The organism is Ruegeria sp. L11, from assembly GCF_056531755.1.
In genome coordinates, this window is sequence record NZ_JBQFMI010000018.1 from 1 (window position 1) to 16566 (window position 16566).

Here is a 16566-nt window from a genome sequence, read left to right on the forward strand (position 1 = left end):
AAACCACCTGCACCGGCGTTGAAATGTTCCGCAAGCTGCTGGACCGCGGTGAAGCGGGCGACAACATCGGCGCCCTGCTGCGTGGTGTGGACCGTGACGGCGTTGAGCGTGGCCAGGTTCTGTGTAAGCCGGGTTCGGTGACACCGCACACCAAGTTCGAAGCCGAAGCCTACATCCTGACCAAGGAAGAAGGCGGCCGTCACACGCCGTTCTTCGCGAACTACCGTCCTCAGTTCTACTTCCGGACCACTGACGTGACCGGCACCGTGACCCTGGCGGAAGGCACCGAGATGGTCATGCCCGGCGACAACGTGTCGTTCGGCGTTGAGCTGATCGCCCCGATCGCGATGGAAAACGGCCTGCGCTTCGCGATCCGCGAAGGCGGCCGCACCGTCGGCGCCGGCGTCGTGTCGAAAATCGTAGAATAATTCGCCTAAGCGAATGATCAGACAGAAAGGGCGCCCCTCAGGGCGCCCTTTTTCGATTAGGCTTCGTCTCCTGAAAGGAGTTGCACCAAGGCCATGTTTACGTAGTAATTATTTCTTCCCTCAACGATTTTCTCTAATGGTAATTCTTTATCTGCGGTGAGTTTCTCAAGATAGCTCGTTGCAGTTGGGCGCGAGACATTCAATTCCCTCATAACGAATTCAATTCTTGTGTAGGGATGTCGGAATAGATTGTTGACCAAGTCTTGGGAATAGAATTTGTCGTGGTTTTTTCGAATATGATGCTTGAAGAAGGCCATGGTTTCTCGGATACCTTCAATAAGTTCCAGAGTGACCTGCGAAGTTTCTGTTACGACATCTAGAACATAAACAATCCAGTCTTCCCAGTTTCCGGTTTCACGCACTTCTTGCAGCAAGCGGTAGTAATCCGCTTTGGTGCGGTTGATACCTCTGCTCATATACAGAATGGGGATTCGTAGTAGGCCTTCTTTGGTTAGATAAAGGACATTGAGCATTCTCCCTAGTCGACCATTCCCATCCGGATAAGGGTGGATGCTCTCGAATTGGTGGTGGATTATTGCCATTCGAATTAGAGGGTCGAGATCCGAATCTGTGTTTATATACGCCTCCAGTTCAGCCATTTGCTTTTCAATGGCTAGCGCGTCTTGCGTCGGTACATAAACTGTCTTTCCTGCGTTGTTCTGAAGTGCCGTTCCCGGAGTTTTTCGAAAGCCGTCGTCGCGGTTTTTTAGAAGTTGGAACATCTCAGTCAACGTGCGGTTTGTTATGAGACCGGTTTCACACAGACGTTCAAACCCAAGACGTAATGCGTCGCGATAAACAGCTACTTCTTTTGACGGGCCGCTGAGTGCTCTATCTCTGTCCAACCCTCCTCTGAAGAGCTCATCGTTTGTGGTCACGATGTTCTCGATTTCCGAACTGTCTTTCGCTTCCTGTAGAGAGAGCGTGTCGATTAAGATGCCCTGGTTTGGAATGACTTGGGCTAGCCCTTTAACTTCTGCCAATCTCCTAGTCGCCGCTGTTAGCGCCTTGAGAATCGGTAGAGTGTCGAAGTTAAATTCGGGTGGTAGGTTCGGGATATTGTAAGTTTGTTTGAGCATTGTGACCTACATGTAAAGAAATCGCCAAAAACTTTGCATGTCACGTGAGATGTGTAAAGCTTGGGAATCTTTTTTTGCAATGCTCGCCAGGTAACGGATAACGAGTCTTGCCAAACCCCGCCAACCCCACTAATACGCGCAGGTTCTCAACAAGAACATCAAGGCGGGATGATTCCCGCCTTTTGGGTTCGATGAGGGTTGGCGATGCGCGTCTGTCCTCCTCTCAACCCCAACGCCTGATAAAAGGCTGTTATTATGCAAAGCCAAAATATCCGTATTCGGCTGAAGGCATTTGACTATCGCGTTCTGGATGCCAGCACGCAAGAGATCGTCAACACTGCCAAGCGGACCGGCGCGAATGTGCGCGGCCCGATCCCGCTGCCGAACAAGATCGAGAAGTTCACGGTTCTCCGTGGCCCTCACGTTGACAAGAAATCCCGCGACCAGTTCGAGATCCGCACGCACAAGCGTCTGCTCGACATCGTTGATCCGACCCCCCAGACCGTGGACGCGCTGATGAAGCTCGACCTGGCTGCTGGTGTGGACGTCGAGATCAAGCTGCAGTCGTAAGATCGGAGGGTATAGATTATGCGCTCTGGTATTATCGCAAAAAAAGTTGGCATGACCCGCCTGTTCATGGAAGACGGCAAGCAGATTCCTGTGACTGTTCTTCACCTGGACAACCTGCAGGTTGTTGCACAGCGGACCGCTGAAAAAGACGGCTACACCGCCGTTCAGCTGGGCGCTGGTGCTGCCAAGGCAAAACGCACCTCGAAGGCCATGCGCGGCCACTACGCCGCTGCCAAGGTCGAGCCCAAGCGCAAGCTGGCCGAGTTCCGCGTCTCCGAAGATGGCCTGATCGAAGTGGGCGCCGAAATCTCGGCAGAACACTTCCTGGCTGGTCAGAAGGTTGACGTGTCGGGCACCTCGATCGGTAAAGGCTTTGCCGGTGCGATGAAGCGCCACAACTTCGGTGGTCTGCGCGCCTCGCACGGTGTGTCGATCAGCCACCGTTCGCACGGCTCGACCGGTCAGTGTCAGGACCCGGGCAAGGTGTTCAAAGGCAAGAAGATGGCCGGTCACATGGGTGCTGCCCGTGTTACCACCCAGAACCTGGAAGTTGTCAAAACCGACGCCGACCGTGGTCTGGTCTTCATCAAAGGCGCCGTTCCCGGACCGAAATCGGGCTGGGTCACCGTCAAGGACGCCGTGAAGAAGAAAGCACCGGAAGGCCTGCCTTTCCCGGCTGCTGTGAAATCGGCTGCAACCGAAGCACCTGCGGAAGAAGTATCCGCGGAAGGTGGTGAAGCATGAAACTTGATGTAATCAAACTGGACGGCGGCAAGGCCGGCGACATCGAGCTGGATGCAGACCTGTTCGGCCTCGAGCCGCGCGCGGACATCCTGCACCGTGTGGTCCGTTGGCAGCGCAACAACGCGCAGGCCGGCACCCACAAGGTCAAGACTCGCTCGGAAACCAGCTACTCGACCAAGAAGATCTATCGCCAGAAGGGCACCGGTGGCGCACGCCATGGTGACCGTAACGCACCGATCTTCCGCAAGGGTGGTGTTTACAAGGGCCCGACCCCTCGTTCGCACGGCCACGACCTGCCGAAGAAGTTCCGCAAGCTTGGCCTGCGCCACGCTCTGTCGGCCAAAGCCAAAGCAGGTGAACTGGTTGTGATCGAGAACGCCGAAGCCGAAGGCAAGACCGCCGCACTGGCCAAACAGGTTGCAAACCTGGGCTGGAAACGCGCTCTGGTCATCGACGGCGCGACCGTGAACGAAGGGTTCCTGAAGGCGTCGCGCAACATCGAAGGTCTGGATATCCTGCCGTCGATGGGTGCAAACGTTTATGACATCCTCAAGCGTGACACCCTGGTGCTCACCAAAGCGGCTGTCGAAGCACTGGAGGCTCGTCTGAAATGAGCGCGAAGGCAGAACACTACGACGTGATCCGCAAGCCGATCATCACCGAAAAGTCGACCATGGCGTCCGAAAATGGCGCGGTTGTCTTTGAAGTGGCGATCGAAAGCAACAAGCCGCAGATCAAAGAGGCCGTTGAGGCACTGTTTGGTGTGAAGGTCAAGGCGGTGAACACCACCGTGACCAAAGGCAAGGTCAAGCGCTTCCGCGGCCAGTTGGGCCGTCGGAAAGACGTCAAGAAAGCATATGTGACCCTGGAAGAGGGTAACACAATCGACGTAAGCACCGGTCTCTGATCCAACGCTTACAGCGACATTTTTCGGCCCCGGTGGATCACTCCTCCGGGGCCGATTTCGTTTCAGGCGTCAAAGCTTTGGGTTTGCGCGTCAGGGCAGGGCGGTCACACGCCCTCCAGCGGCCGCTCAGGGGGATTCTGGCGTCAACAGCACATGGGCCGCATCAAACCAGCCATCGCACCCTCTGGCGGCCTCTGAGCGGCCTGCACGCGGGGCAGAGCTGCAACAGGCATAGAAAAGGCGCCCTAAGGCGCCTTTGGGTCGTTTCAATTGTGTGAGTGGTTACGAGCAATATACGTGCCGGTGCGCGATATCTGCGATGTCGCAGCGGCGGATGCCGATATCGTCCAGCTCACGGTTGCTCAGACGCTGCAACTCGGTATAGGTGCGCTGATACTCAGCAGCGCGTGCGCGGGCTGTTTTGATCCGTGTGATCATGTCAGCGATCCGGGTGCCGAAGTTGAAGCCGGTATGGGTCAGTGTCGCAGTTGTCATCTCTTTATTCCTTTCTCGTATCAGGGCGTATTCCCTGACGTTTCCTTTTGTGTTCCTTCATTGGACAAGGCAGAGATAGGAGCGTTTGCTATCGCTAACAACGCAGATTTTGGTCTAGCCGATATGCATCTATTGAATGGCTATACATGTCGTGGGCCACGTCAATCACACGCCGCTTTCATTTCTTTTGCGCGTTTTATTGCGGGCGGCCATCGCCCGACCATCACGTATGCTCAGCCCCATCAGTGTCAGATTGGTCGCCCCGGCAATCAGTTCGATGATCTGTACAATATAGAAGCTGGTATCAAACGAGCCCGCGTTTGCCTTTGCGCTCAGGTAGACGGCGGCTGGAACAAGGACGATGAGCCCGTTCATAGCAATGATCGGCATCCGTTTCTTTTTGGCGAGCGCAGGGGCATCTTTTCGACGACGCCCAAGTGTCGCCCCGGATGCACCGACAATCACCATTGCAGGCACCAGAACAAAGAGCCCGCTGACGATCATGGACTTTACTGCCGCGACGGTCTCATGGTTTGCAAATAACTCACTGTACAAAGTGGATGTCCAGAAAACGAGTATCGTAAGAAAGCCTACTACTCCGGCGATGGGGTGGATGGTTCTTAACATGTTGCTACTCCCAAATGAGGGTCAGGCGACGCAGTGGTTTTCGACTGCGAGCTTGCGAAGAAGATGTGGCCGGGCCACTGCGCTTGCTGGATAGTCCGCGATCCGACGCTGGAACTCGGGATGAGTGAATGCGTCGCGAAAGCTTTGCACGTTCTGCCAGATCGCGTAGTTCACAAAGGTCGAACTGCCCGCGATACCCTGATGGAGCTGGGTCGAGATATATCCCGGTTGCGATTTCATGAAATCCGCATCATGCGCCCATGCCCGAAGCAGCGCCTTTTCGTCTTCGGCGTCCACCGTAAACAGGTTGATCAGCACCACCGGTCCTTCCTCGGTCTGCATCTGATCTGCCAGCGTGACGATCGTGTCCAACTCTTTGATACGAGCCATTTCGGTTCCCTTCGATTCTGAAATATAGCAAGCTATATAAAATTGCATAGCATGCTATTCAAGTGTAAATCCAGGACATGGACTTCGAAAAAGAAAACTCGGCCGGGTATCTGGTTAATCACATGGCACGATTGTTCGCAAAGGAGTTGCAGCAACGCATTGCGCCCTTTGGCATCGTCGTCGGGCAATTCCCAATCTTGCTGGAACTCTGGCTCAAAGACGGTGTGACGCAAAAGGATCTGCTGACCAAAATTGACGTCGAACAGGCGACATTGGCCAACACGCTTAACCGTATGGAACGTGATGGCTTGATCAAAAGAACGAAGAACCCTGCTGACGCCAGGGCGCAATTGATTTGGTTGACCGAGAAGGCCGCAGCACTTCGTAACAGCGCCTACGAGGCAGCTCAGAACGTGAATGCCGATGCATTACAGGTCTTGAAAGACCCTGAGCGCGCACAATTCATGAACTATATGCGTCGAGTCATAGGCGGCATGCGCTCAAGGTGAATTGACGGAGGATCAGTTCACGGCACCGGCAGGCAAGCCCTTAAACAAAAAACGCCCCCGACCGAGGTCGGAGGCGTTTCTAAGTCTTCGAAGCTGCGGGCTTAGCCGCGCTCTTCGATGATCTCTACCAGATGCGGGATCTTGCGGATCATGCCGCGCACCGAAGGAGTATCCTCCAGCTCACGGGTTCTGTGCATCTTGTTCAGGCCCAGGCCGATCAGGGTTGCGCGCTGTTCGGCGGGGCGGCGGATCGGCGAACCGACCTGTTTGACGACGATGGTTTTTGCCATGACGTGCTCTCCTTATGCTTCTGCTTCAGCAGCAGCCGGTGCGTCGTCCCGCTTGGGCAGGATGTCAGCAACCTTTTTGCCACGACGTGCGGCAACCGAACGCGGGCTCTGCTCTTTCTGCAGGCCGTCGATGGTGGCGCGGATCATGTTGTAGGGGTTCTGCGAGCCCAGCGACTTGGACACAACATCCTTGACGCCCAGCATTTCGAACACGGCACGCATCGGACCACCGGCGATGATACCGGTACCTTCAGGCGCGGCGCGCATAACCACTTTACCAGCGCCGTGACGGCCCTCGATGTCGTGGTGCAGGGTCCGACCTTCGCGCAGCTGTACGCGGATCATCTGACGCTTGGCTTGCTCAGTCGCCTTGCGGATGGCTTCAGGTACTTCTTTCGCTTTACCCTTGCCAAAGCCGACGCGGCCTTTCTGATCGCCGACAACCACCAGAGCGGCGAAGCCAAAGCGCTTACCACCTTTTACGGTTTTCGACACGCGGTTGATTGCGACCAGGCGATCTGCAAATTCCGGCGTTTCTTCACGGTCGCGGCCACGGCCCCGACGGTTTTCACGTTCTGCCATTTGGCATCCCTTTTTCTCTAGAGGCGCTTGCGGCGCCAATTACTCAATCGAAGTGAACCCGTGAATGACATTCTGGGGCTCCCCGATCATCGAGGCGGGCGGACCCGCCTTCAAAGTGCCGGTGCCGGGCTGAAGCCCGGCCTACGGCGTCGTATCCGGTAAGCCGGGCTTCAGCCCGGCGCACCATCAGATCTTCAGGCCACCTTCACGCGCAGCGTCGGCGACAGCCTTCACTTTGCCGTGGAACAGGAAGCCGCCACGATCGAAATAGGCCTCTTCGACGCCTGCCTTCTTGGCACGCTCGGCGATGGCCGCGCCGACTTTCGTCGCCGCTTCGACGTTGTTCTTGCCTACAACACCCAGATCTTTTTCCAGGGTCGAGGCCGAGGCCAGGGTCACGCCACGTACGTCGTCGATCAGCTGAACAGAGATGTTCTTGTTCGAACGGTGTACGGACAGACGCGGACGACCCGCGTTGACCTTGCGAAGTTTGTTCCGAACGCGCAGGCGGCGCTTCAGAAACAGGGTTCTTTTGCTGTTTGCCATTGTCTGCGTCCTTACTTCTTCTTGCCTTCCTTGCGGAAGATGAACTCGCCCTTATAGCGGATGCCCTTGCCTTTGTACGGCTCGGGGCGGCGCCACTCGCGGATTTTGGCCGCGGTTTCGCCCACCAGCTGCTGGTCGATACCTTCCACAACGATCTCGGTCTGCTTCGGTGCGGTGATGGTGACACCTTCCGGAGCTGTGAAATCAACATCGTGGCTATAGCCCAGGTTCAGCTTCAGGGTGTTGCCCTGCATCTGCGCCCGGTAACCAACACCCTGGATCTCCAGCTCTTTTTTGAAGCCTGTGGTCACACCGGTTACCAGGTTGGCAACCATGGTGCGGCTCATGCCCCACTGCTGGCGGGCACGCTTGGACATGCCACGAGGGTCGATCTTGACCACGTTGTCTTCAACCGACAGCGTTACGTCGTCGGTGGCGGTGAAGCTGCGGGTGCCTTTCGGACCTTTGACTTCGATGGTCTGACCCGACACAGAGGCGGTTACGCCGCTGGGCAGCTCGACCGGTTTTTTACCAATACGAGACATTGCAGACCTCCTTAGAAGACGGTGCAGAGCACTTCGCCGCCAACATTGTTGGAGCGAGCGTTTGCGTCCGACATCACACCTTTCGGAGTGCTGACAATCGACACGCCCAGACCCTGACGGACCTGCGGGATGTCATTGACGCCCATGTATACGCGGCGACCGGGTTTCGAAACCCGCTTCAGTTCGCGAATGACAGGGGTGCCTTCGTAGTATTTCAGGCTGATTTCGATGGCCGGATGACCGTTTTCACCGGTCGTCTTTTCATAGCCACGGATGTAGCCTTCGTCCGCCAGCACGTCCAGAACCCAAACACGCAGCTTCGACGCCGGAGTGGAAACGGTGGACTTGCCGCGCATTTGCGCGTTGCGGATACGGGTGAGCATATCGCCGATAGGATCATTCATATCTATGTCTCCCTTACCAGCTCGATTTCACCATGCCGGGGATCTGACCAGCAGAACCCAGCTCGCGCAGCATGATACGGCTGACCTTCAGCTTACGGTAGTAAGCGTGGGGACGACCGGTCAGCTGACAACGGTTGTGCAGACGGGTAGCCGAGCTGTTGCGCGGCAGTTTCGCCAGTTTCAGACGCGCTTTGAAACGCTCTTCCATCGGCTTGCTCTCGTCATTCGCGATTTCTTTCAGCTCGGCACGCTTCGCGGCATATTTGGCCACCAGGCGTTCGCGCTTCTTCTCGCGTTCGATCATTGCTTTCTTAGCCATGTCTCAATCCTCCCGGCGCTTACGCGTTGAACGGCATGTTGAATGCTTTCAACAGTGCCTTTGCTTCAGCGTCGGTTTTCGCTGTGGTGGCAATTACGATATCCAGGCCCCAGACCTCGTCGACCTTGTCGAAGTCGATTTCCGGGAACACGATGTGCTCTTTCATGCCCATGGCAAAGTTGCCACGACCGTCGAAAGAAGGCTTAACACCGCGGAAGTCACGAATACGCGGCATCGCGATCGTGATCAGACGATCCAGGAATTCGTACATCCGGTCACCGCGCAGGGTCACTTTCGCACCCAGCGGCATGTCTTCCCGGACGCGGAAACCCGCGATCGACTTCTTCGCCTTGGTTGCAACGGCCTGTTGACCGGCAATCGCAGTCAGGTCCTCGACAGCAGCTTTCGCTTTCTTCGAGTCTTTGACAGCCTCAGCACCACAACCGATGTTCAGAACGATTTTTTCCAGCTTGGGCAGCTGCATGTCGTTCTTGTAGCCGAACTCTTCTTTCAGAGCGGCACGGATGGTCTCGGCGTACTGCGCTTTCAGGCGCGGGGTGTAGGTTGCGTTATCAAGCATCGATCACGTCCCCTGTGGTCTTGGCGAAACGCACCTTCTTGTCACCTTCCATGCGGAAGCCAACGCGGGTTGCTTTGCCGTTCTTGTCCAGCAGTGCCAGGTTCGACAGCTCGATCGGGTTTGCCTGAGGCAGGCGACCACCTTGCGAGGTTTGCGACTGGCGGGTGTGGCGGATGGCGATGTTGATGCCATCGACCACAGCTTTACCGGCTTTGGGGTCAACCGAGGTGATAGTCCCCTCTTTGCCCTTGTCCTTGCCGGACAGCACGACGACCTTGTCGCCTTTGCGGAGTTTAGCAGCCATAATTACAGCACCTCCGGAGCCAGCGAGATGATTTTCATGAAGTTCTTCGCGCGCAGTTCACGAACAACGGGGCCAAAGATACGGGTACCTACGGGCTCGTTGTTGTTGTTCAGGATGACGGCGGCGTTGCGATCGAAACGGATCGCGGTGCCGTCTTCGCGACGGACTTCCTTGGCGGTGCGTACGACGACGGCCTTGCGGACGTCACCTTTCTTTACGCGGCCGCGCGGGATGGCTTCCTTCACCGAGACGACAATGATGTCGCCAACGGAGGCGTATTTACGCTTGGAACCACCCAGGACCTTGATGCACTGAACTCGGCGTGCGCCAGAGTTGTCAGCGACATCCAGATTGGTCTGCATCTGGATCATGTGGTTTCTCCCGACCTGTGGGGGCTGGTCTGATTAAATCCCCCAGGGTTTCGACAAATGAAAAATCCCGGAAGCTTACGCTTCCAGAACTTCCCAACGTTTCGTCTTCGATTTCGGCGCGCATTCGATGATGCGTACAGAGTCGCCGACCTTGAAGGCGTTCTTTTCGTCATGAGCCCGGTATTTCTTGGACTTACGAACGGTTTTGTGCAGCAGCGGGTGCTTGAAACGGCGCTCGACCAGCACGGTGATGGTCTGTTCGTTGGCGTCGCTGGTCACGGTGCCTTGCAGGATACGCTTGGGCATCTGATTACTCCTCGGATGCCGCGGCAGCGGCCTTTTCGTTCAGGATGGTTTTGACGCGGGCAGCGTTGCGGCGGGCCGCTTTGATGCCAGCAGTGTTTTCCAGCTGACCGGTTGCCTGTTGAAAGCGCAGGTTAAAGCTTTCTTTCTTCAGGTTGACCAGTTCCTCGCGGAGCTGATCAGGGGTCTTGTCACGCAGTTCTTGGGCGTTCATCGCCTTTTCCTTTGCTCAAAACACCAGAAGGCCCCGTACTCGGGTCACCTTTGACCTGGTGGATGAATGATAGACATACGAATCGCCCGACAACGCCGGGAGACCGCAAGATGCCGCTCTATAGGGGGTTAGGGGTGGGGTGGCAAGGGAAAGTTTGCCATGCGGGAACAGGGAATTTCCCGAAATCAAAAACCCGCTTGTGTCACCGTGTCAGACCCTGGCTATTTGCCACTCTGGTCAATACGGACAGCATCTCGGAAACCTCTTCCGGCGAAAGACGGCCATGACCGTCCAGGAACGCTCCGATGTCACGCCCGGTATATCGCCCCGTCAGCTTCCCTTCGTCAAGGATCAGATTGTTTCGCACAAGCTCCACGGCGGTCACATGGCAAATACGGCATTTCTCGATGAAGACACCGCCCGAGTCCCGGATAATCCGGAAATGAGCAAGCAGTACCTCGGCCTTGTCCGTAGTCACCCCGCCATGACCGGAGCGCAAGTAATTTTCGACCGCCCGTCCGGACCGGGCTCCGACCAGCACACCATCTGACACACCAAGCTCATCCCAAACGAAATCACCGGAATGGGGGGCGTGGCATCCGGCACAGCTGTCTTCGTAGATGCGGTGCGGGTTCGCAACTTGCCCCACAGCACTTGTCGTGCAGGCAATTGTCGCAACCAGAACGAATGAGAATAGGGCTTGCATCGTAAATGCCTGACCAAAGCCTGAACAATACACCTCAACATGACGGGCGGGTGCATAGCTTGGATTCTATCGTGTGTCTGAACCCAATGGAATGATTGAGATCAGATGGCTCAAATTCGCTTTTACGAAAAACGCGGCCCCGTTTGCACGAGACCGCGTCTGCAACTGTCTAAGTCTGGGCGACTTACGCCAGAGCGATGTTCACAGCCGACTCGCGGCCGTCACGGCCGGGCTCGATGTCGAATGTTACTTTCTGGTTGTCGGCCAGACCGGTCAGACCCGAGCGTTCGACAGCAGAGATGTGTACAAACACGTCTTTGCCACCGGTCTCCGGTGCGATGAAGCCAAAACCTTTAGTTGTGTTGAACCATTTTACGGTGCCATTGGCCATATCCGTATTCTCCAAATAATTGCTGTCCGCGGAATTGCGACAGCGCGGCGTGGTCGGTCTGGATCGAGAGACTGAACGCCGAATATCGGGAGACAGTGGTCGAAAAAGAAAAACGTAAGCGTGCCTCACATGGTCCATGTCGGCACATATTGCAAGTGTTATCGAAAACTCTTTGTGAATCGTGATTGGTAGGGGGCCGCCCGTTCGTCTCGCAAACGCTACACTGAACAACTACCGTGCAATGAGCTGATGCTCACTCCCACTTATAGTTGAAACTCACTGAAATCCGCTCTTCCTCGGCCATGTTCATCGGCACCTCGTGGCGCAGCCAGCTTTCCCACAGCAGAACATCGCCCACCTGCGGCTTCACATAGATGAAGGGCTGCAAATCGCGTCGCCCGCCTTTCAGCCGCGTCGGCGCGGCCATCATGCGGCCTGAGCGGGGGTCTTCCAGCTTCAGCGCGCTCGCGCCTTCGGGCATTGCCACATAGGTGGTGCCGGAAATCACACTGTGCGGGTGCAGATGGCTGGAATGCATGCCACCCTCGGGCAGGATGTTGATCCACAGGTCTTCCAGCTTCAGCTCACCCTCACCCAGATCAAACTCCAGATCCTTGGCAAAAGCCGCCACATGGCTGTCCAGCGCTTTGACCAGATCGGCGAATATCGGAAACCGCCAGGGCAGGTCGGTCAGCGAAGCATAGCTGGTGTAACCGGGATAGCCGTTTTCTTCGCACCAGTCCTGACCGGCCTCGTCATCCTCGGCGATGACAAGGCATGAGCTTTCCAACTCCTCCGCATCGATCGGGGGACCGAATTCGGACAAGGAGGCACGATAGAGGCGGGTGACGAAAAGTGATTCAATCTGTGGCATGGCGCTGTCTTAAACCAGCCGCGCGGTGAAGGCGATGGCTGTTTTGCGAGGCTCTGCCTCGCGCTCCGGGATATTTGCAGCCAGATGAAGAACGGATCCCCTGCTTCATCTGGCCCAAAATATCCCGGGGGAGGCGCGCGGCACGCGCGACGGGGGCAGAGCCCCCTATAGAAAAACCCCCGCCGGTGTTCCGACGGGGGTCAATCTTGTCACGAGCGGGGGTGCCCCCGGATCGCTTACCAGTCTTCGCGAACCACGACGCGGGTCTTGATCGGCAGCTTCATCGCAGCCAGGCGCAGGGCCTCGCGGGCGATGTCGTCATTGACGCCGTCGATCTCGAACATCACGCGACCGGGCTTGACCTTGCAAACCCAGCGGTCGACCGAACCCTTACCTTTACCCATACGAACTTCGATCGGCTTTGCAGTGACCGGAGTGTCGGGGAAGATGCGGATCCAGACACGGCCCTGACGCTTCATGTGACGCGTCATGGCACGACGTGCAGCTTCGATCTGGCGTGCGGTTACACGCTCAGGCTCAATCGCTTTCAGGCCGTAGGTGCCAAAGTTCAGATCAGAGCCGCCCTTGGCTTCGCCCTTGATCCGGCCTTTGTGCAACTTGCGGAATTTTGTACGCTTTGGTTGAAGCATATCTTTCCCTCCTTAGCGACGACCGCCACCAGCACCACGAGGTGCAGGGCCGTCCTGGAGTTCCTGTGCTTTACGGTCACGTGCCTGCGGATCGTGCTCCATGATCTCCCCTTTGAAGATCCAGACCTTGATCCCGATGATCCCGTAGGGGGTCATCGCTTCGGCATGTGCGTAATCGATGTCGGCGCGCAGCGTATGCAGCGGCACACGGCCTTCGCGGTACCATTCGGTCCGTGCGATTTCGGCACCACCCAGACGGCCAGCGACGTTCACCCGGATACCCAGGGCGCCCATGCGCATGGCGTTCTGTACGGCACGCTTCATCGCGCGGCGGAACGAAACACGGCGTTCCAGTTGCTGAGCGATTGACTCGGCAACCAGTTGACCGTCAAGCTCGGGCTTGCGCACTTCGACGATGTTCAGGTGCAGTTCGCTGTCGGTCATCGCGGCCAGCTTCTTGCGCAGGACTTCGATGTCTGCACCTTTCTTGCCGATGATGACACCCGGACGTGCGGTGTGGATCGTAACGCGGCACTTTTTGTGCGGACGTTCGATGATCACACGGGCAACACCGGCCTGCTTGCACTCTTTCTGGATGAACTCACGGATCTTGAGGTCTTCCAGCAGAAGATCACCGTAGTCCTTGGTATCTGCGTACCAGCGGCTGTCCCAGGTGCGGTTGACCTGAAGGCGCATGCCGATCGGATTGACTTTATGTCCCATTAGGCTTGCTCCTCAACTTGACGCACCTTGATGGTGATCTCCGAGAACGGCTTCATGATCTTGCCGAAACGGCCACGGGCACGCGGGCGACCGCGCTTCATGACCAGGTTCTTGCCAACCCAGGCTTCGGCGACGATCAGCTCGTCAACGTCCAGGTTGTGGTTGTTTTCGGCATTCGCGATTGCGGACTGCAGGCACTTCTTGACGTCCTGCGCGACGCGCTTGTTCGAGAAAGTCAGGTCGGTCAGGGCCTTCTCGACTTTCTTGCCGCGGATCATTTGCGCAACCAGGTTCAGTTTCTGCGGGCTGGTGCGAAGCATGCGCGTTTTCGCCATTGCTTCGTTTTCAGCCACGCGGCGGGGGTTCTTTTCCTTGCCCATGACTTACTTCCGCTTCGCTTTTTTGTCTGCGGCGTGGCCATAATAGGTCCGTGTCGGCGAATATTCACCGAACTTCTGACCGATCATGTCTTCCGAGACGTTTACCGGGATATGCTTCTGGCCGTTGTACACACCAAAGGTCAGACCCACGAACTGGGGCAGGATGGTGGAACGACGCGACCAGATCTTGATGACTTCGTTGCGGCCCGACTCGCGCGCTGCTTCGGCTTTTTTCAGCACGTAAGCATCGACGAAAGGACCCTTCCAAACAGAGCGAGACATGGATTAACGTCCCTTCTTCTTGGCGTGCCGCGAGCGGATGATCAGCTTCTGGGACGCTTTGTTCTTGTTGCGGGTACGCTTACCCTTGGTGTCCTTACCCCATGGCGTAACCGGCGTACGGCCACCCGAGGTACGACCCTCACCACCACCATGCGGGTGATCGATCGGGTTCATAGCAACACCACGAACCGACGGACGCACGCCCTTGTGGCGCATACGACCGGCTTTACCGAGGTTCTGGTTGCTGTTGTCGGGGTTGGACACGGCACCGATGGTGGCCATGCATTCCTGACGGACCATGCGCAACTCGCCCGAGCTCAGACGGATCTGAGCGTAACCGCCATCGCGGCCCACGAATTGCGCGTAAGTACCGGCCGCACGTGCGATCTGACCGCCTTTGCCAGGCTTCATCTCGATGTTGTGGACGATGGTACCGATGGGCATGCCCGAGAACGGCATTGCGTTGCCCGGCTTGATATCGGCCTTTGCCGACGCGATGACCTTGTCACCAACAGCCAGACGCTGCGGAGCCAGGATATACGCCTGCTCGCCGTCTTCGTATTTTACCAGTGCGATGAACGCGGTCCGGTTCGGGTCATATTCGATCCGCTCGACGGTTGCCGCGACATCAAATTTGTTCCGTTTGAAGTCAACGATCCGGTAGAGACGCTTTGCGCCACCGCCGCGGCGGCGTGAAGTGATCCGTCCGGTGTTGTTCCGGCCGCCCGATTTGGTCAAACCCTCTGTAAGAGACTTGACCGGACGTCCTTTCCAAAGCTCCGAACGGTCGATCAGCACCAGCCCGCGCTGGCCCGGCGTCGTCGGCTTGTACGACTTGAGTGCCATGCTTTCTGTCTTCCGTTTAGCAAGTGCAGGGGAGGTCCCCCGCTATGTGATAGGCCCCCGTAGGTGCCAAAGGTATAGGGCCCCGAAGGTCCCCGGTTGCAAAATATCTAAGGCCCCGGAACGAATCCGAGGCCGCAAGATTGGGTGCGTTTAGCAGTGTTGGGGGTGGGTGGCAAGGGGCACAAATAGAGTGTCGAATAATATTCCGAACTGCTACAGGTTAGAATTGATAGCTTAAGATAACAAAATTCAAGAAACGGAACACCGACTTTGTCTGAAAGGCTTTTGTACCACTATTGCTCAACCCAAACTGCCTTTTCGATCCTACGGTCTCGAACAATACGCCTATCCGCTCTATCTTCAGCGAATGACACGCTCGAAGGCCGAGTTCTCGGACGTGTATTCACCAAACTCGTTGAAGAATCTGAATTGCCCCAAGGAGTTGCAGATGTAGCTTCTGTAATAGTAGAAGGTTTTCCAGATGCAACTGAAGGGTTCGCTTTTTGCCTTTCTGAGCACGGAGACCTCCTGAGCCAGTGGAGAGCCTACGCCAACAACGGAACTGGGATTTCAATCGGGTTTTCACCAAAGATTTTGGAGGAGGATTTCGGAGCGGTAAACTTCGGCAAGAGTTTTTTTGAACTAATTAAGGTGAATTACGGAGAGCAAGAACTTCGCCAATCCATTCAGGTAACTGTCCAAGAACTTTGCAAAGAGTTTTTGGATCTTGGTGAATTCGTTACACTCAAAGACGGGGTCTCAAAAGACATGGCCCTAAAGGAGATGAATTATCGAGTTGGAGAGGTACCAAGTTTATTTCAATCAAAATCTGCTGACAACTCAACACATCTTTCAAAACTGCTCAAAGCGCTGGCTCCTTTGCATTCCCGAATCTATGAGACGAAACCGCATACGTTTTTCGAGGAATGTGAATGGAGGCTACTGAGGTATAGACATCGCGTTGCTTTACCTGAGCTCGAGTTCATTGCCGATGAAAGCTCTATTCGGCCTTACATTACTTGCCTCATCGCTGACCCAGCGAAATCGGTCATCAAAGAAATCGTATTGGGGCCAAAGCATCAATCACATCTAGACTGGATGCATGCATTCTTGAGCTCTGTTGGATTAGAACACGTCCAAGTAAAAACGTCTGAACTTGAGAGCTTTCGCTAATCAACTCTTTTTGCCTGCCGAGACAGTCTATGATTGTCATTGGTTTCTATGTTTCCAAAAGGGGAAACACATTCGGAAACCCATAAACACGATGAAAGTTTTGCCGTCTTCCAAGGTCAAGTTTTCTATCCCTACGTCCTTCCGTTTTCTCACCCAAGCGCACACCAAAACCAAAGCCCGCCGCGCCAGCGACTGCCTGTCCCGGCGGGCTGGCGCTTTGGGGGCGTTAGCGCCTCGCTAGGAATTCGGATGTATCTGGCACCATAAAGCGCGC

30 protein-coding genes are annotated in these 16566 nt (G+C 56.0%); 7 read left to right on the plus strand and 23 right to left on the minus strand.

All coding sequences use genetic code 11. The annotated features are described in order from the left end of the window. The coding region (locus ACR0CE_RS17980; RefSeq protein WP_480492742.1) for an EF-Tu C-terminal domain-related protein at nucleotides 1-428 on the plus strand (428 nt) is incomplete at its 5' end. Between the two features lie 56 nt (nucleotides 429-484). Here the strand turns inward: ACR0CE_RS17980 and ACR0CE_RS17985 are convergent. Beyond that, nucleotides 485-1567 carry a Fic family protein gene (locus ACR0CE_RS17985; RefSeq protein ID WP_480833372.1) on the minus strand — a complete coding sequence of 361 codons (1083 nt, stop codon included), beginning with the start codon at nucleotides 1565-1567 and terminating at the stop codon, nucleotides 485-487. 255 nt (nucleotides 1568-1822) lie between these two features. Between ACR0CE_RS17985 and rpsJ the strand changes: the two genes are divergently transcribed. Genes rpsJ through ACR0CE_RS18005 form a run of 4 tightly spaced genes read left to right on the plus strand, consistent with a single transcriptional unit; the run spans nucleotide 1823 to nucleotide 3788 of the window. Beyond that, complete coding sequence (gene rpsJ, locus ACR0CE_RS17990) at nucleotides 1823-2137, plus strand: 30S ribosomal protein S10 (RefSeq protein ID WP_008756422.1); 315 nt, start codon at nucleotides 1823-1825, stop codon at nucleotides 2135-2137. 18 nt (nucleotides 2138-2155) lie between these two features. Further along, nucleotides 2156-2881 (plus strand): 50S ribosomal protein L3, encoded by a 726-nt coding sequence (rplC, locus tag ACR0CE_RS17995; RefSeq protein WP_171638102.1) that lies wholly within the window; start codon nucleotides 2156-2158, stop codon nucleotides 2879-2881. Next, the gene (rplD, locus tag ACR0CE_RS18000) at nucleotides 2878-3495 is read left to right on the plus strand and encodes a 50S ribosomal protein L4 (protein WP_480474058.1); all 618 of its coding nucleotides are present in this window, start codon (nucleotides 2878-2880) and stop codon (nucleotides 3493-3495) included. Before rplC ends, rplD begins: the two co-directional genes overlap by 4 nt. Further along, complete coding sequence (locus ACR0CE_RS18005; RefSeq protein WP_170609990.1) at nucleotides 3492-3788, plus strand: 50S ribosomal protein L23; 297 nt, start codon at nucleotides 3492-3494, stop codon at nucleotides 3786-3788. The genes rplD and ACR0CE_RS18005 overlap by 4 nt, the downstream gene beginning before the upstream one ends. Before the next feature lie 282 nt (nucleotides 3789-4070). Here the strand turns inward: ACR0CE_RS18005 and ACR0CE_RS18010 are convergent, their stop codons facing one another. From ACR0CE_RS18010 to ACR0CE_RS18020, 3 genes are all read right to left on the minus strand, one after another. Beyond that, nucleotides 4071-4283: a DUF1127 domain-containing protein gene (locus ACR0CE_RS18010; protein ID WP_209505835.1), complete on the minus strand. Its 213-nt coding sequence runs from the start codon at nucleotides 4281-4283 to the stop codon at nucleotides 4071-4073. A gap of 165 nt (nucleotides 4284-4448) precedes the next feature. Further along, nucleotides 4449-4910 (minus strand): hypothetical protein, encoded by a 462-nt coding sequence (locus ACR0CE_RS18015; protein ID WP_480484780.1) that lies wholly within the window; start codon nucleotides 4908-4910, stop codon nucleotides 4449-4451. A 21-nt stretch (nucleotides 4911-4931) separates the two neighbouring features. Then, nucleotides 4932-5300, minus strand: coding sequence for an antibiotic biosynthesis monooxygenase family protein (locus tag ACR0CE_RS18020; protein ID WP_171638091.1), 369 nt, complete (start codon nucleotides 5298-5300; stop codon nucleotides 4932-4934). 77 nt (nucleotides 5301-5377) lie between these two features. On the opposite strand from ACR0CE_RS18020, the gene ACR0CE_RS18025 reads away from it, so the two are divergent. Then, a complete protein-coding gene (locus ACR0CE_RS18025; protein ID WP_480833374.1) occupies nucleotides 5378-5809 on the plus strand; it encodes a MarR family winged helix-turn-helix transcriptional regulator in 432 nt (143 codons plus the stop codon). A 101-nt stretch (nucleotides 5810-5910) separates the two neighbouring features. Here ACR0CE_RS18025 and rpmD read toward each other — a convergent pair whose 3' ends face one another. The 19 genes from rpmD to rplB all read right to left on the minus strand — a co-directional run bounded on the left by rpmD (nucleotide 5911) and on the right by rplB (nucleotide 15119). Beyond that, nucleotides 5911-6099, minus strand: a complete 189-nt coding sequence (gene rpmD / locus ACR0CE_RS18030; RefSeq protein ID WP_267364815.1) for a 50S ribosomal protein L30 — start codon at nucleotides 6097-6099, stop codon at nucleotides 5911-5913. Nucleotides 6100-6111: 12 nt separating this feature from the next. After that, complete coding sequence (gene rpsE, locus ACR0CE_RS18035; protein ID WP_209505839.1) at nucleotides 6112-6681, minus strand: 30S ribosomal protein S5; 570 nt, start codon at nucleotides 6679-6681, stop codon at nucleotides 6112-6114. A 186-nt stretch (nucleotides 6682-6867) separates the two neighbouring features. Continuing rightward, nucleotides 6868-7227, minus strand: a complete 360-nt coding sequence (gene rplR / locus ACR0CE_RS18040) for a 50S ribosomal protein L18 (RefSeq protein WP_010437103.1) — start codon at nucleotides 7225-7227, stop codon at nucleotides 6868-6870. Between the two features lie 11 nt (nucleotides 7228-7238). Next, on the minus strand, nucleotides 7239-7772 hold the full coding sequence (gene rplF / locus ACR0CE_RS18045; RefSeq protein WP_170467582.1) for a 50S ribosomal protein L6: 534 nt from the start codon (nucleotides 7770-7772) through the stop codon (nucleotides 7239-7241). Between the two features lie 11 nt (nucleotides 7773-7783). Continuing rightward, nucleotides 7784-8176 carry a 30S ribosomal protein S8 gene (gene rpsH / locus ACR0CE_RS18050; RefSeq protein WP_209505841.1) on the minus strand — a complete coding sequence of 131 codons (393 nt, stop codon included), beginning with the start codon at nucleotides 8174-8176 and terminating at the stop codon, nucleotides 7784-7786. Nucleotides 8177-8189: 13 nt separating this feature from the next. After that, a complete protein-coding gene (rpsN, locus tag ACR0CE_RS18055; protein WP_142639784.1) occupies nucleotides 8190-8495 on the minus strand; it encodes a 30S ribosomal protein S14 in 306 nt (101 codons plus the stop codon). A gap of 19 nt (nucleotides 8496-8514) precedes the next feature. Beyond that, entirely contained in the window at nucleotides 8515-9075 is a 561-nt protein-coding gene (gene rplE / locus ACR0CE_RS18060; protein WP_209505843.1) for a 50S ribosomal protein L5, read from the minus strand. Then, nucleotides 9068-9379: a 50S ribosomal protein L24 gene (gene rplX, locus ACR0CE_RS18065; RefSeq protein WP_480474055.1), complete on the minus strand. Its 312-nt coding sequence runs from the start codon at nucleotides 9377-9379 to the stop codon at nucleotides 9068-9070. Before rplX ends, rplE begins: the two co-directional genes overlap by 8 nt. A 2-nt stretch (nucleotides 9380-9381) precedes the next feature. After that, nucleotides 9382-9750, minus strand: a complete 369-nt coding sequence (gene rplN, locus ACR0CE_RS18070; protein ID WP_005621870.1) for a 50S ribosomal protein L14 — start codon at nucleotides 9748-9750, stop codon at nucleotides 9382-9384. Nucleotides 9751-9825: 75 nt separating this feature from the next. Continuing rightward, complete coding sequence (gene rpsQ / locus ACR0CE_RS18075; protein WP_209505845.1) at nucleotides 9826-10056, minus strand: 30S ribosomal protein S17; 231 nt, start codon at nucleotides 10054-10056, stop codon at nucleotides 9826-9828. A gap of 4 nt (nucleotides 10057-10060) precedes the next feature. After that, the gene (gene rpmC / locus ACR0CE_RS18080) at nucleotides 10061-10267 is read right to left on the minus strand and encodes a 50S ribosomal protein L29 (protein WP_209505847.1); all 207 of its coding nucleotides are present in this window, start codon (nucleotides 10265-10267) and stop codon (nucleotides 10061-10063) included. 202 nt (nucleotides 10268-10469) lie between these two features. Then, entirely contained in the window at nucleotides 10470-10973 is a 504-nt protein-coding gene (locus tag ACR0CE_RS18085; protein WP_480554839.1) for a hypothetical protein, read from the minus strand. A 184-nt stretch (nucleotides 10974-11157) separates the two neighbouring features. Continuing rightward, complete coding sequence (locus ACR0CE_RS18090; protein ID WP_480474053.1) at nucleotides 11158-11364, minus strand: cold-shock protein; 207 nt, start codon at nucleotides 11362-11364, stop codon at nucleotides 11158-11160. 253 nt (nucleotides 11365-11617) lie between these two features. Beyond that, on the minus strand, nucleotides 11618-12238 hold the full coding sequence (locus ACR0CE_RS18095) for a 2OG-Fe(II) oxygenase family protein (protein ID WP_480496041.1): 621 nt from the start codon (nucleotides 12236-12238) through the stop codon (nucleotides 11618-11620). 236 nt (nucleotides 12239-12474) lie between these two features. Beyond that, entirely contained in the window at nucleotides 12475-12888 is a 414-nt protein-coding gene (gene rplP, locus ACR0CE_RS18100) for a 50S ribosomal protein L16 (RefSeq protein ID WP_267364819.1), read from the minus strand. A gap of 12 nt (nucleotides 12889-12900) precedes the next feature. Next, nucleotides 12901-13611, minus strand: coding sequence for a 30S ribosomal protein S3 (rpsC, locus tag ACR0CE_RS18105; protein WP_209505853.1), 711 nt, complete (start codon nucleotides 13609-13611; stop codon nucleotides 12901-12903). Further along, the gene (gene rplV / locus ACR0CE_RS18110; RefSeq protein WP_039538267.1) at nucleotides 13611-13991 is read right to left on the minus strand and encodes a 50S ribosomal protein L22; all 381 of its coding nucleotides are present in this window, start codon (nucleotides 13989-13991) and stop codon (nucleotides 13611-13613) included. Before rplV ends, rpsC begins: the two co-directional genes overlap by 1 nt. A 3-nt stretch (nucleotides 13992-13994) precedes the next feature. After that, the gene (gene rpsS / locus ACR0CE_RS18115) at nucleotides 13995-14273 is read right to left on the minus strand and encodes a 30S ribosomal protein S19 (protein ID WP_005980699.1); all 279 of its coding nucleotides are present in this window, start codon (nucleotides 14271-14273) and stop codon (nucleotides 13995-13997) included. A gap of 3 nt (nucleotides 14274-14276) precedes the next feature. Further along, nucleotides 14277-15119, minus strand: coding sequence for a 50S ribosomal protein L2 (gene rplB / locus ACR0CE_RS18120; protein ID WP_170531634.1), 843 nt, complete (start codon nucleotides 15117-15119; stop codon nucleotides 14277-14279). A gap of 429 nt (nucleotides 15120-15548) precedes the next feature. Here rplB and ACR0CE_RS18125 point away from each other — a divergent pair, with 429 nt between their 5' ends. Beyond that, nucleotides 15549-16292, plus strand: coding sequence for a DUF2971 domain-containing protein (locus ACR0CE_RS18125; protein ID WP_480833375.1), 744 nt, complete (start codon nucleotides 15549-15551; stop codon nucleotides 16290-16292). The last annotated feature ends 274 nt before the right edge of the window (nucleotides 16293-16566 follow it).